This is a genomic window from Pseudomonas silesiensis (assembly GCF_001661075.1).
Lineage (GTDB): Bacteria > Pseudomonadota > Gammaproteobacteria > Pseudomonadales > Pseudomonadaceae > Aquipseudomonas > Aquipseudomonas silesiensis.
On the sequence record NZ_CP014870.1, the window covers coordinates 3,587,045 to 3,599,879 of the forward strand.

The 12,835-nt window shown below is 59.1% G+C and carries 10 protein-coding genes; 5 read left to right on the forward strand and 5 right to left on the reverse strand.

The window, feature by feature from the left end; all coding sequences use genetic code 11:
- Positions 1-9: 9 nt before the first annotated feature.
- Positions 10-987: an NAD(P)-dependent oxidoreductase gene (locus PMA3_RS15855; RefSeq protein ID WP_064678054.1), complete on the forward strand. Its 978-nt coding sequence runs from the start codon at positions 10-12 to the stop codon at positions 985-987.
- Between the two features lie 278 nt (positions 988-1,265).
- Here PMA3_RS15855 and PMA3_RS15860 read toward each other — a convergent pair whose 3' ends face one another.
- Positions 1,266-2,453, reverse strand: a complete 1,188-nt coding sequence (locus tag PMA3_RS15860; protein ID WP_064678055.1) for a pyridoxal phosphate-dependent aminotransferase — start codon at positions 2,451-2,453, stop codon at positions 1,266-1,268.
- Positions 2,454-2,930: 477 nt separating this feature from the next.
- On the opposite strand from PMA3_RS15860, the gene PMA3_RS15865 reads away from it, so the two are divergent.
- A complete protein-coding gene (locus PMA3_RS15865; RefSeq protein ID WP_064680718.1) occupies positions 2,931-3,215 on the forward strand; it encodes a helix-turn-helix transcriptional regulator in 285 nt (94 codons plus the stop codon).
- Between the two features lie 51 nt (positions 3,216-3,266).
- Positions 3,267-3,995, forward strand: a complete 729-nt coding sequence (locus PMA3_RS15870; protein WP_102136422.1) for a response regulator — start codon at positions 3,267-3,269, stop codon at positions 3,993-3,995.
- A gap of 339 nt (positions 3,996-4,334) precedes the next feature.
- On the opposite strand, the gene PMA3_RS15875 is transcribed toward PMA3_RS15870, so the two are convergent.
- From PMA3_RS15875 to PMA3_RS15885, 3 genes are all read right to left on the reverse strand, one after another.
- Positions 4,335-6,374: a hypothetical protein gene (locus PMA3_RS15875; RefSeq protein ID WP_237140641.1), complete on the reverse strand. Its 2,040-nt coding sequence runs from the start codon at positions 6,372-6,374 to the stop codon at positions 4,335-4,337.
- A 233-nt stretch (positions 6,375-6,607) separates the two neighbouring features.
- Complete coding sequence (locus tag PMA3_RS15880) at positions 6,608-7,750, reverse strand: glycerate kinase (RefSeq protein WP_064678056.1); 1,143 nt, start codon at positions 7,748-7,750, stop codon at positions 6,608-6,610.
- A 154-nt stretch (positions 7,751-7,904) separates the two neighbouring features.
- Positions 7,905-9,026: a sugar diacid recognition domain-containing protein gene (locus PMA3_RS15885; RefSeq protein ID WP_064678057.1), complete on the reverse strand. Its 1,122-nt coding sequence runs from the start codon at positions 9,024-9,026 to the stop codon at positions 7,905-7,907.
- A 305-nt stretch (positions 9,027-9,331) separates the two neighbouring features.
- Here PMA3_RS15885 and PMA3_RS15890 point away from each other — a divergent pair, with 305 nt between their 5' ends.
- Together PMA3_RS15890 and rarD are read left to right on the forward strand one after the other, a co-directional pair.
- Positions 9,332-10,345 (forward strand): aldo/keto reductase, encoded by a 1,014-nt coding sequence (locus PMA3_RS15890; protein WP_064678058.1) that lies wholly within the window; start codon positions 9,332-9,334, stop codon positions 10,343-10,345.
- Between the two features lie 179 nt (positions 10,346-10,524).
- Positions 10,525-11,406, forward strand: a complete 882-nt coding sequence (gene rarD, locus PMA3_RS15895) for an EamA family transporter RarD (RefSeq protein WP_064678059.1) — start codon at positions 10,525-10,527, stop codon at positions 11,404-11,406.
- 125 nt (positions 11,407-11,531) lie between these two features.
- Here rarD and hppD read toward each other — a convergent pair whose 3' ends face one another.
- Positions 11,532-12,608 (reverse strand): 4-hydroxyphenylpyruvate dioxygenase, encoded by a 1,077-nt coding sequence (gene hppD, locus PMA3_RS15900; RefSeq protein ID WP_064678060.1) that lies wholly within the window; start codon positions 12,606-12,608, stop codon positions 11,532-11,534.
- Between the last annotated feature and the right edge of the window lie 227 nt (positions 12,609-12,835).

The window sequence follows — 12,835 nt, forward strand, 5'->3', positions numbered from 1 at the left end:
ATGACGACAATGAAAAAGCAGGTTGTGCTGTACAAGAAACTCTCGCCGACGCTGATGGCTCGCCTGCAAGCGCAGGCCGAGGTGACGCTGATCGACACCCTCGACAGCGAAGGCCTGGCCAGGCTGCGCGCCGCCCTGCCCCGCGCCCATGGCTTGCTCGGCGCCAGCCTGAAACTGGATGCCGGACTGCTCGACCTGGCGCCGGATCTTCAAGCCATCGCCAGCGTTTCCGTGGGCGTCGACAACTACGACATTGATTACCTGACCGAACGACGGATCCTGCTGAGCAACACCCCCGATGTGTTGACCGAAACCACCGCCGACACCGGGTTCGCGCTGATCCTGGCCACTGCCCGGCGCGTGGTGGAACTGGCCAACGTGGTTCGCGCCGGCGAGTGGACGCGCAATGTCGGCCCTGCACAGTTCGGCACCGACGTGCATGGCAAGACCCTGGGCATCATCGGCATGGGGCGGATCGGCGAAGCGCTGGCCCAGCGCGGGCATTTCGGCTTTGGCATGCCGGTGATCTACCACAGCCAAACGCCGAAGCCGGCAGTGGAACAGCGATTCGATGCGCAGTACAGGAGCCTGCCACATTTGTTGCAGGAGGCTGATTTCGTCTGCCTCACACTGCCACTGACAGCTGCAACCGAAGGGCTGATTGGCGCTCGGGAGTTCGCCCTGATGGGGCCTGAAACGATCTTCATCAACATCTCCCGGGGCAAGGTGGTGGATGAAGCGGCCATGATCGAGGCATTGCGCGACGGGCAGATTCGGGCGGCGGGGCTGGATGTGTTCGAGCGTGAGCCGTTGAACCCGGACTCGCCGTTGTTGCGGTTGAACAATGTCGTGGCGACGCCGCACATTGGCTCGGCGACCCATGAGACGCGCGAGGCCATGGCCCGGTGCGCGGTGGATAATCTACTGGCGGCGTTGGGGGGTGAGCGGCCGAAGAATCTGGTGAATGTTCAAGCGTGGAAGGCCTGATGGATCTGGCGTTCATGAGATAGCCCTCGCGGGCAAGCCCGCTCCCACAGGGATGTTCAGCGCACTCAATATCTGTGTACGGCGCAGAGACTGTGGGAGCGAGACCGGCTTGCCGGCGAAGGCGGCGTATCAGTCGCCATCAATGTTGAATGAAATGGCAGTGGGCACACCGCTAAGCCCTTTGGAAGACTGGTTGAAACACTGCCAGTGTGCACACCGCTAAGCCCTGTGGGAGCGGGCTTGCCCGCGAAGGGGCCAGCAAAACCTGCACAAAACCCTCAGGCCCGCCGCGCCTCCAAAAGCTCCGACGCACACGACGCAATCCGCTGACATGCATCGGCCAGCTTGCGCCTGTCCACCACCAGCCCGATCCGGATATGCCCTGCCGCACTCGGCCCGAACGCTTCGCCGGCCAGCACCGAGACGCCATAACCGTCCAGCAGTCGCTCGGCAAAGCGCTGGGCCGACAGGCCGGTCTCGCGCACATCGACCATCACGAACATCCCGCCATCCGGCCGTATCGGCCGCAGGCCCGCGCAGCCGTGCAGGCTCGCGCACACCAGGTCGCGGCGCTGGCGGTACTCCTCGCGCATCAACGCCACTTCGGGCAATTCCTCCTGCAGGGCCCGTTGCGCTGCCCTCTGCACGAACTCCGGAATACCGAACAGCATGCACAACGACAGATGCTCCAGATGATCGGCCAAGGGCTTGGGCCCAATCACCCAGCCCACCCGCCAGCCACTCATGGCGTGGGACTTGGACAGGCTGTTGATGGTCGCGGTGCGTTCGGCCATGCTCGGCAGGCTGGCCGGGCTGATGTGATCGCCTTCGTACAGCAGATCGCTGTACACCTCGTCACTGATCAGCCACACGTCATGCCGAATGCACAACGCAGCCAATGCCTGCCAGATCTTCAGGGACAGGCTCGCACCTGAAGGGTTGTTTGGGCTGTTGAGCAACATGGCCCGGGTTCGTGGCGTGATCAGCGCCGCGACATCCCCGGGATCGACCCGGAAGCCGTTCTCCGGGCGCACCGCAACAGGCACGACTTTCGCGCCAATGGCGCCGAACACGCCCTCATAAGTCACGTACATCGGTTCGGCCACTATCACCTCGTCCCCCGGATCGAGCAGGCATTGCGCCACCGAATACACCGCACACTGGGCACCGGGCATGACGATCACATGGTCGGCATCCACCGCCTGCCCGCTCTGTCGCTGATGCCGACGGGCGATGCTGTCGCGTAACCGGCGGTTGCCGCGGACTTCCGAGTAATGGGTGTCACCCGCCAACAAGCTGTCTATAGCGGCGAGAACGATAGGTTGCGGGGTATCGAAATCCGGGTCGCCGACTGACAGCAGCAGTATATCGACGCCCTGTTCGCGCAATTGCAGTGCGCGATTGTGTATCTGCCAGGCCGCGGCGCCTTCACCGGCGATGCGTTGGGTCAAGCCTGAATAGCGCATGTAGTTCTCCAGTCGCGCAGGTTCCTGAGTCAACCCTATCTCAATTCACCAAACGCGCCACCCTGGCATTTCAATCGCTGGTTGCAGGCACTCCGTTTATCGGGTGGCGGGCTGTTGCCCATGCTGGGTCATTCACGGTGGAAATTTTCCGGGGACGATTGTTCGGCCGGCTGGCCTTCCCTACAAAAAACACATTAAATCAATGACTTATTTATAAAAATACACGACTGAAGAATGAAGCGAATACTCCTACAGATGTAGGTCGCATTAGCTGACAGCGTTTTCCCTGTGAGCTGATTAAAGTCGCCTACCTGTAATTTGTGACAGGTTCCAAGGCGGATTAATCGCGCTATAAGGAGAACGTGCCTACAGCCTTATTCAGGTGGCTGAAGGACGGCCGCGCGAACCATCCCTTTTTGAAGTAGGAAGATTCTGCCGCGCCCACGCCGTCAATGATGATGAATGGGAGATTCAGTTATGTACCGTTCCACGACCGCCTCAGTCCAAGCATCGCCCGCCCAGGTCAGTTTCCAGCCACAGGAGTGCAAGCAACCCCGCGCGATCAAGCTCACTGCCAGGGAAAAGGAAGTCTTGCAATGGAGCGCCATTGGCAAGTCGTCCTGGGAGATCGCCCAGATTGTCGAGTGCACCGAGGCCGGTGTGAATTACCACTTTTGTAACATTCGCCGAAAATTCGGCGTGAGATCGCGCTGGATCGCTATGGTCATGGCGCTGGAACAAGGTTTGATTCAAACGCCTTGAACCGGTTCCTCCGCGGCGGTCAGCCTGAGAATGACCCTGTTGAGGTACTGCATGAATCTGCAACACAGCCAACGGCTTGACCCCTCCCGCGCCAATGCCTGTGACGATACGCCGGTATCGCACAGGCCTCCTTCGAACAACGTGCTGCGCATTATCCTTGCCGACGATCACCCCGTGGTTTTGTTGGGTGCCGAAATGGCCCTCGGCGACTCGTTCTCGATCGTTGCCCAGGCGCAGGACGCCGATGAGTTGATCCACCATTTGCAGTGCACCCCCTGTGATCTGTTGATCAGTGATTACTCGATGCCCTATGGGCATTTTCCCGATGGCCTGGCGTTGATGGGTTACCTCAGGCGGCACTTCAGCCACCTGCCTCTGATCGTGATGACCATGTTGCGCAATCCTTCACTGCTGCAGGCATTGCTCAACCATGGCGTAAACGCGCTGTTTGACAAACGCAGCCCTTTGCGAGAATTGAGACAGGCCGTGCACAGCGTCACTAAAGGACGCCGCTACCTGTGCCCGACGTTTGCGGGGATTCTGGATGCCCGGGCCTTGCCCTCCTCCGGCACGTGCACGCCATTGGCCAGCCTTTCCCAAAGGGAACTGGAAGTGGTGCGGCTGTTCGTCCAGGGCCTGTCCGGCCGGCAGATCGCCGCCCAGCTCAACCGCAGCGAAAAAACCATCAGCCGACAAAAACGCACCGCCATGGACAAGTTGGGACTTGGCCATGACGGTGGGTTGGTGGAGTTTGCGAGGGTAAGCGGGTTGAAATTTTAGGTGCCTAGCCTTTCATTGAAACTGACCCTCCCCAAAACGATCAAAGAAAAGCTTGCACCCTGTAAGCACCCGGGCATGGCTTACTTCACAAAACAGCAAAAACGGCGCTACCGTGAATAGCTTCAAAGCACGCGAAAGCGGGTGCAACTTGAACAATTGAACAGTGGGCATAAAGGCACCTTTGACGAGCGAAGGAAGAAAGCGGGGCAGGCTATAGGACCAGGTGTCACTCGGATGTAGGACTTATCCGAAGTACTCGTCCTACACGTCAGTGCAGCCCATAGGAAACGTGCGCCGTTGCGACCGCGCTTCCTATGGCGTTACTGCGTCACCCCATGTTCAAGGGTTGGGTGGTGGTGGAACGTTGCAGGTGCCTTCGCCCACAAACATGCCCACCTCAGTATTGGTAGGCACTGATGAAGCGGGTTTTCCCGTAATTGCGTAAGTCACTTCGCCTTTGCCTATCGGCGCTGACTTCGTATAGGTGGGAAGGATGTGATCAACGTAGGGTTCAATGAGCCAGACAATGCCGTTTTCAGCCTGTTCTTTGGATATATTGGTGAACGTTGCTGATTTCCTCGCGGAGGGTACCTCCACCGGATTGTCAAAGTCCGTGTAGGCTTTCCACGTCACGGTGACTTCATCGCCTTCGTTCAAGTGCTTGCTCGGAGGAATTCTGTATTCGACTCCAAATTTTGTAGCCGTTGAATCCCAGCGCAAAGAGTTGCACCACAAAATCCCTGCTGGATTGGTCCACAATGGTTCGGCATCCGGCAATTTCAAAATCAAAAATTCGATCTTCACGGGAGTACGGTCCTTGGGCTCCTCCGGGTTTTCGTGGGCCGCGTTTGTCAGCTCATACCATACCGGCATTGTTGAGCTGGGACCGGCGTCCCGGATGATGTCCCAGTCGTCCAGTAGACTGATTTCAATAAAATTACCCACGGTGTCTTTCGCTACATCAATCTCATAAGGAACGCCGATAGGTGTTCCATTCCACATGACCTGATAGGTGTCGCGGTCTACCAGCGGGTCAACCAATTCTATTCTGGCTACAACTTCCTGGTCTTCATCCGAATCGATCAACTCATCAGGCTTGGCTGATTCGCCCGTGATCGTCACTTTCTTCAGGCCCGGGTTGCCAGGCTCGGGGTCTGGCAGCGGATTGACCGGCCCCGGGGCGGACAGGTTGCATTTGACGGTTTCGATATCCGATGGAAACGGTTCCACGCCGCGAAATACCTTGTAAGCCACTTCCGTCTCCACCACCCCTACCGTGTCACTCCCATACTCTTTCCAGATGGTGGCCCAGGGTACGGGGATGTTGATGCCGCCGGATGGATTAGCGCCAACAGGTGTTGGAGACTCTAGCTGTTCTACGCCCCAGCGCACCACGATTTGGTCGGTAGATTTGCCGTTGGTAATGTGGGGAATATTAACCATCACGCCGCCATCGACGATATCCGAGCGAAGCAGCTCACCGCCGGTGCCGTCCGTCACCTTGGGTGTATCCAGTAATGGGACGGGCCATGGGCCGAGCGCCACTGACATGAGCTCGTATCTGGAGAGAATTGCATTACCGGCCTTGTCAACCAGGATGTAACCACCGCAACGCAGACCATCGCCCGTTTCTATTATTTTCGCTTTCGGGATCCTTACCGTTTGACCGGGTGACACAGGGATTGGCCCCTCTATCACATCCATGTCTTCCGGCTTTTCCGGCAACTTGTCCTTCATCCAGCCGTAGTACATTTGAACGTCGGGTTTATCTCCGTCCCACGTAGGAATTGTGGCTTCAAGATAATCGTTTACGCCGAAGGATGTATCGACGATAGGAGGCTTGACCGTAAACACCATAGGTTTTGGATTTATTCCCAGGTTGGGAGGAATTTTGTCGATATAGATGGGGACTCTATTGGACCAATCTTTTGCAGTAAGCTGATTTTCATGCTCGTATCTGAGCTCGAAAGCGCCTTCGTTTTCAGCGTCCAGCAAGAATTCTTTCGGGATGATGAAATTCAGCGGTACCCAGACAGGGTTAGCGCGACCTGCATAGGGATGTTCTTGAAGCAGGGTCCATTCATTACTGCCCGCACGGGCTACCTGCAACCTGAAATATTCAGTTCTTGCAGGGTTGGTGGGAAGACTTCCGCCCCATGTTGCTATCGTTGTTTTTTGATCTGTATTGAGCGTTGCCCGAAGGATCAATCCCAGGGGATCATCCTTTATTACAAAAGCAGAAACGTCCGGGTCCTGGACCACCAGTGGCGCCGCCCCGCCTGATGCGAATTCGTCTGACGCAAGTTTCTGCTCTTTTTTATCTGAACCTGCCATGTTGTCGCTCTCCATATTCACCATCAGGCGCCCTGGACGTTCCATGGCGCTTCTGCGAGAAAAGCAGACCGAATATTGCGGGCACTACCCAAACGCTTCCCGTCGTTCTGCGCGTGGGAGCAGTAAAGCGTTTTTTATGGAACTGCGTAACTGTCAAAGTTGACAGGTACCTGCATAGTTTCGGCTTTTTTCAAGGCACGATGACCCAAGGCGCCTCAAGAGGGGTGGCGCGCTACGCCCCGCAGGCCCGCCGCAGTAGTGGCCTTGCCAAGGAGGGGTCAGACCTTGCGCGCAGCCATCCGCCAGACCCGCGCTATATCGCTCGCCCGTTCACGCAACAGGCGCGGCGCTTCGCTGCAGGCTTGCGCCAGTGTCATCGGGCCGCTCGCCAGGGCAAACGCGGCATCGATGCCGTGGGCATACAGCGCTTGATAGCCTTCACCCAAGGTACCGGCGATGACGATGACTGGCACGCCGTGCTCGCGAGCAATGCGCGCGACACCGAACGGCGTTTTGCCGCGCAAGGTCTGGGCATCGAAACGACCCTCGCCGGTGATCACCAGGTCGGCATTTTTTACCGCTTCGGCCAGGCCGACCAGTTCGGCCACCACTTCAACGCCGGCTTGGAATTGCGCGTCGAGAAAGGCCTTGGCGGCAAACCCCAGGCCGCCTGCCGCGCCACTGCCCGGTTCGTCGCGTACGTCTTTGTGCAGGGCTTGGGCGCAGAGTTCGGCGAAGTGGTCGAGGGCCTGATCCAGTTGCTGGACCTGCTCGGGCGAAGCGCCTTTTTGCGGGCCGAAAATGGCTGAGGCGCCGTGGGGCCCGCACAGTGGATTGTCGACGTCGGCGGCAATGTCGAAGCGCACTGTTGCCAGACGGGGGTCGATGTCGCCCAGTTCGATGCAGGCCAGTTGTTGGAGCGCCAAACCACCGGGCTCAAGTGCCTTGCCCTGTGCGTCGAGCAGCTTCACTCCCAAGGCTTGCATTGCTCCGGCACCGCCGTCATTGGTGGCGCTGCCGCCAATGGCCAGGATCACCCGTTGCGCGCCGGCATCCAGTGCGGCGCGGATTAATTGGCCGGTGCCGAAGGTGCTGCTGATGCAGGCGTCGCGCTGATTGAGCGGTACCAACTGCAGACCGCTGGCTTCGGCCATTTCGATGATCGCGGTGTGGCTGTGGGGCAACCAGCCCCAGGCGGCGTTGACCGTTGCGCCCAGTGGGCCGCGAACGTCAGCGTGGCGCAGTTGGCCATTGCAGGCTGCCAGGACGGACTCAACCGTGCCCTCCCCGCCATCGGCCATCGGGCATTTGATCAACTGGGCATCAGGCCAGACCTCAGCCAGGCCGATGGCAATGGCGTCGGCCACGCCCTGGGCGCTGAGGCTGTCCTTGAACGAATCGGGGGCGATGACGATTTTCATGGGAATTCTCCTGGTCCAATGCCCTTATGCTGCCAGTTGGCATCAACAATGACGCCAGTCCACGGCACAAATTACGATCAGGTTTGTTGTTCATTGTCACAAAACCCGTGCCCCCCCTGTAGGAGCAAGCTCGCTCCTACAGGGGATGTGTCGTTTACGGCTTTGCGTCGGTGTCAGGCAATAGCTGAACACCCAGATACAGCGCGAGCATGCCCTCCAGGCGCAATGGATCGACGCCACTGAGTTCGGCGATGCGTTCCATCCTATAGCGCAAACTATTGCGATGGATGCCCAGTGCATCGGCGCAAGCCTGGCTCTGGCCGTCGTGATCGCACCAGCTGCGCAAGGTCGCCAGCAATTGGCCGTTGCCGTCCTTGGCGATGACTTTACGTAACGGTTTGAGCAACTCATCCAGGGCGTCGTCGTTGCGATGACGCCAGAGCATCACCGGCAGTCGATAGCGGCTCAACGTCAGCAAACGGGTTCGCGGCACGACGTCGCGTCCATAGGCCAGCAAGTCCCCGACCTGCCGATTGCAACGACGCAGCCCCGACAGCCCGTCGGCCTGCTCGCCCACCGCAATGCGCAGGATGTTCCAGCCCAGGCCGTCGAGCTTTTCCAGCAGGCGTTCGTGCTCGACCGCCTGGCTGGCCGGTCGGCACCACAGCAACGAGGACTTGGCCGAGCTGATGCACCAACTGTCCGGATGGCGCGAGGTCAGCCAGGCGCCGAGCGCTTCGACGGTTTGCCCCGGCCCCTGCTCCATACCCAGCTCGAACAGATACGGCACCCGGTTCATCCGTGGCTTGAGCCCCAGTTGTTGTGCTTCGTCGATCAGCCGCGGTGAATCACCGGCGTCGCTGAGCAGCAACGCCAGCAGGTCATCACACCGCTGGCGTCGCCATTGTTGCTCGGCCTGTTGATTACGCTGGGCCACCAGCATTTCGGCGGTCATGCGCACCAGTTCGGCGTAGGTGCGCAATTGCTCCGGTTCGCCGGTGATGCCGAGCACGCCGATCAGGCGCTGGTCGAGCAGCAGCGGCAGGTTGATGCCCGGCTGCACGCCTTTGAGATGGATCGCGGTCTGGGCGTCGATCTCCACCACCCGGGCATTGGCCAGCACCAGTTGCGCGCCTTCATGCCGGGTGTTGACCCGCTCCGGTTCGCCGCTGCCGAGGATCAGCCCCTGGCTGTCCATGACGTTGACGTTGTACGGCAGGATGGCCATCGCCCGGTCGACGATGTCCTGCGCCAGGTCGTGATCGAGTTCGAACATAGGGGGGTCCTTGAATGCGGGGGAAGGCTGGCCGGGATTCACTTGGCGATCAACGTTACCCTCGCTTGGCGAAAAATCATAATAAAGCGCACCTGCCTACGATGTTGTATCTGCGCCCCCCCCTGTAGGAGCCGGCTTGCCGGCGAAGGCGTCTTCACAGTCGATAAAGTTGTCGCCAGATACGCCGTCTTCGCTGGCAAGCCAGCTCCTACAGTTTTGATCTGCGTTGTTTGATTATTGTGTTTGATCCCGGCCGTTGTTCTGGTATTTGATTGTGCCTTTCCCACTGGTAAAAGGATTTCGTCATGAGCTACCGCACGCTGGGTCATTCGGGTCTGCAGGTGTCGACCCTGACCCTGGGCACCATGATGTTCGGCGAACAGACCAGCCCCGAAGATTCCCTGCGGATCATCGACAAGGCCTGGGACCAGGGCATCAATTTCATCGACACTGCCGACGTCTACACCAACGGCCGCTCCGAGGAAATCGTCGGCGAAGCGATTGCCGGCAATCGCCACGAATGGGTGCTGGCGACCAAGGTCGGTTTCGGTCCGGTGGACGGCGTGCCCAACCGCAGCGGCCTGAGCCGCAAGCACCTGTTCAATGGCATCGACGCCAGCCTGACGCGCCTGGGCACCGACTATCTGGACATTTATTACCTGCACCGCGAGGACCACAACACACCGCTGGAGGTCACGGTGTCGGCCATCGGCGACCTGATTCGCCAGGGCAAGATCCGCTACTGGGGTTTGTCGAACTACCGCGGCTGGCGCATTGCCGAAGTGATTCGCGTGGCGGACACACTGGGCGTCGACCGGCCGGTGATCAGTCAGCCGCTGTATAACATCGTCAACCGCCAGGCCGAAACCGAGCAGATCACTGCTGCACAGGCCTATGGCCTGGGCGTGGTGCCTTACAGCCCGTTGGCGCGCGGGGTGCTCAGCGGCAAGTACGCGCCGGATGTGCAACCTGACGCCAACAGCCGTGCCGGACGCGCAGATAAACGCATTCTGGAAACCGAGTGGCGGGTTGAATCCCTGCGCATTGCGCAGCAGATCCAGGCGTACACCCAGGGCCGCGGGGTGGGTATTGTCGAGTTCGCGATTGCCTGGGTATTGAACAACAGCGCGGTGACCTCGGCGATTGTCGGCCCGCGGACCGAGGAACAATGGGATGCCTACACCAAGGCCCAGGCGGTGAAAATCACGGCTGAGGATGAAGCGTTCATCGATTCGCTGGTGACACCGGGGCATGCGTCGACGCCGGGGTTCAATGATGTGAGCCATTTCGTGTCCGGGCGTAAGCCCCTGCCCTTGTAGGAGCGAGGCTTGCCCGCGAAGCATGCGGCACGGTTTTGCAGGCACACCGCATCATCGTTCTTCGCGGGCAAGCCTCGCTCCTACACTGATCGGGCCGGTGTTGATTGATCGGTCAATATTCGGCTCGAAAACCACGTATCCTCTGCGCCCCGTTTCACGTTCAACCTCGCGAGGGCAGTTTGTCTAAAGGTATCGCTTTATCGGTCTCGGCCTCGGTGCTGTTTGCCGTCATGTATTACTTCACCTCGCTGCTCTCCCCCCTGAGCGGCGTGGAAATCTTCGGCTGGCGCATGCTGCTGACACTGCCCTGCATGACCGTGTTCATGGTGGTCTCCGGCGAATGGAAGCGGGTGATCGCCCTGTTTCGGCGGCTGGCCAGCCAACCCAAACTGCTCGCCGGCATTGCCCTTTCCGCAACGCTGCTCGGCCTGCAACTCTGGCTGTTCATGTGGGCTCCGCTCAACGGCTATAGCCTCGATGTGTCCCTGGGCTATTTCCTGTTACCGCTGTCCATGGTCCTGACCGGGCGGGTCGCCTATGGCGAGCGTCTGTCCTACCTGCAAAAGGTGGCGGTGTTCTTTGCTTCCCTCGGCGTGCTCAACGAGCTGTATCAGGTGGGTGGTTTTTCCTGGGCGACCTTGTTGGTCGTCATCGGTTATCCACTGTACTTCATCCTGCGCAAGCGCCTGGCGACCGACAACCTCGGCGGTCTGTGGATGGACATGGCCATGATGGTGCCGGTGGCGCTGTGGTTCGTTCAAGGGGGCGAACAAGGCTTCGGCGTATTCAACCAGCATCCATGGCTGTCGCTGCTGATCCCGCTGCTCGGGGTGATCAGTGCTTCGGCGCTGGTGGTCTACATCATCGCCAGCCGGTTGTTGCCGTTCAGCCTGTTCGGCTTGTTGAGCTACGTCGAACCGGTGCTGTTGCTCGGGGTGGCGTTGTTGCTGGGGGAAAGCATCAAGCCTGGGGAATGGCTGACCTACATTCCGATCTGGATGGCGGTGGTGGTGCTGGTGTTTGAAGGGTTCAAGCACATGGTCCGTAACCGCAGACCTTAACCACACACAAAACAAATGTGGGAGCGAGCTTGCTCGCGATGGCGTCTTCAGTTTCAACATTGATGTTGGCTGACAGACCGCTATCGCGAGCAAGCTCGCTCCCACAGTTTTACCGCAGTAGCAGTTTAGTCGGTAGAAAGCACACCACGACGAACCTGATCACGCTCGATCGATTCGAACAGCGCCTTGAAGTTGCCTTCACCAAAGCCATCGTCGCCTTTGCGCTGGATGAACTCGAAGAACACCGGCCCCATAAGGGTTTCCGAGAAGATCTGCAGCAGCAAACGCTTGTCGCCCGACTCGGACGAACCGTCCAGCAAAATGCCCCGCGCCTGCAGTTCGTCGACCGGTTCGCCGTGGTTCGGCAAACGGCCTTCGAGCATCTCGTAGTAGGTTTCCGGCGGCGCAGTCATGAAGCGCATGCCAATGCTTTTCAGGTGATCCCAGGTCTTGATCAGGTCATCGCTGAGGAAGGCCACGTGCTGGATGCCCTCGCCGTTGAACTGCATCAGGAACTCTTCGATCTGCCCGGCGCCCTTGGACGACTCCTCGTTCAACGGGATACGGATCATGCCGTCCGGTGCGGTCATCGCCTTGGACGTCAGGCCGGTGTACTCGCCCTTGATGTCGAAGTAGCGGATCTCGCGGAAGTTGAACAGTTTCTCGTAGAAGTTGGCCCAATAGGCCATGCGTCCGCGATAAACGTTGTGGGTCAGGTGATCGATGATCTTCAGGCCAGCCCCGACCGGGTTGCGGTCAACGCCTTCGATGAACACGAAGTCGATGTCGTAGATCGAGCTGCCTTCGCCGAAACGGTCGATCAGGTACAGCGGCGCACCGCCGATGCCTTTGATCGCCGGCAGGTGCAGCTCCATCGGACCGGTCTCGATGTGGATCGGCTGGGCGCCGAGTTCCAGGGCACGCTTGTAGGCCTTTTGCGAATCCTTGACCCGAAAGGCCATGCCGCACACCGACGGGCCGTGTTCGGCTGCGAAGTAGGACGCGACACTGTTGGGTTCGTTGTTGAGGATCAGGTTGATCGCGCCCTGGCGATACAGGTGCACGTCTTTGGAACGATGGGTCGCGACCTTGGTGAAGCCCATGATCTGGAAGATCGGCTCCAGGGTGTTGGGGGTTGGCGATGCGAATTCGATGAATTCAAAGCCCATCAGGCCCATTGGGTTTTCGTATAAATCTGCCATTTTGGCGCCTCATCATTTTATCAAGTAACGGATTCGTTAGTTGCTGGCAATGCTGAGACTGGCGGGTGGCGCGCAGGAGATGCCCCGAACGCTGCGGGCGAGGAAGTCACCGTAGATCAATTGAAACCCAAATATCTTCATTGTCGACCCAAGGCTATGACGGGCGAGGCTTCTGCTGCCAGAAGACGATTATTCTTATATGCGTAACCCGATTCTACACAGCGTAA

Excerpts from the sequence above, each read along its gene's own strand:
- PMA3_RS15885 (WP_064678057.1), bottom strand. The coding sequence starts at position 9,026 with ATGTTCGAACTCGATCACGACCTGGCGCAGGACATCGTCGACCGGGCG.
- PMA3_RS15870 (WP_102136422.1), top strand. The coding sequence starts at position 3,267 with ATGAATCTGCAACACAGCCAACGGCTTGACCCCTCCCGCGCCAATGCC.
- PMA3_RS15875 (WP_237140641.1), bottom strand. The coding sequence starts at position 6,374 with ATGGAACGTCCAGGGCGCCTGATGGTGAATATGGAGAGCGACAACATG.
- PMA3_RS15880 (WP_064678056.1), bottom strand. The coding sequence starts at position 7,750 with ATGAAAATCGTCATCGCCCCCGATTCGTTCAAGGACAGCCTCAGCGCC.
- PMA3_RS15855 (WP_064678054.1), top strand. The coding sequence starts at position 10 with ATGAAAAAGCAGGTTGTGCTGTACAAGAAACTCTCGCCGACGCTGATG.
- PMA3_RS15890 (WP_064678058.1), top strand. The coding sequence starts at position 9,332 with ATGAGCTACCGCACGCTGGGTCATTCGGGTCTGCAGGTGTCGACCCTG.
- hppD (WP_064678060.1), bottom strand. The coding sequence starts at position 12,608 with ATGGCAGATTTATACGAAAACCCAATGGGCCTGATGGGCTTTGAATTC.
- PMA3_RS15865 (WP_064680718.1), top strand. The coding sequence starts at position 2,931 with ATGTACCGTTCCACGACCGCCTCAGTCCAAGCATCGCCCGCCCAGGTC.
- PMA3_RS15860 (WP_064678055.1), bottom strand. The coding sequence starts at position 2,453 with ATGCGCTATTCAGGCTTGACCCAACGCATCGCCGGTGAAGGCGCCGCG.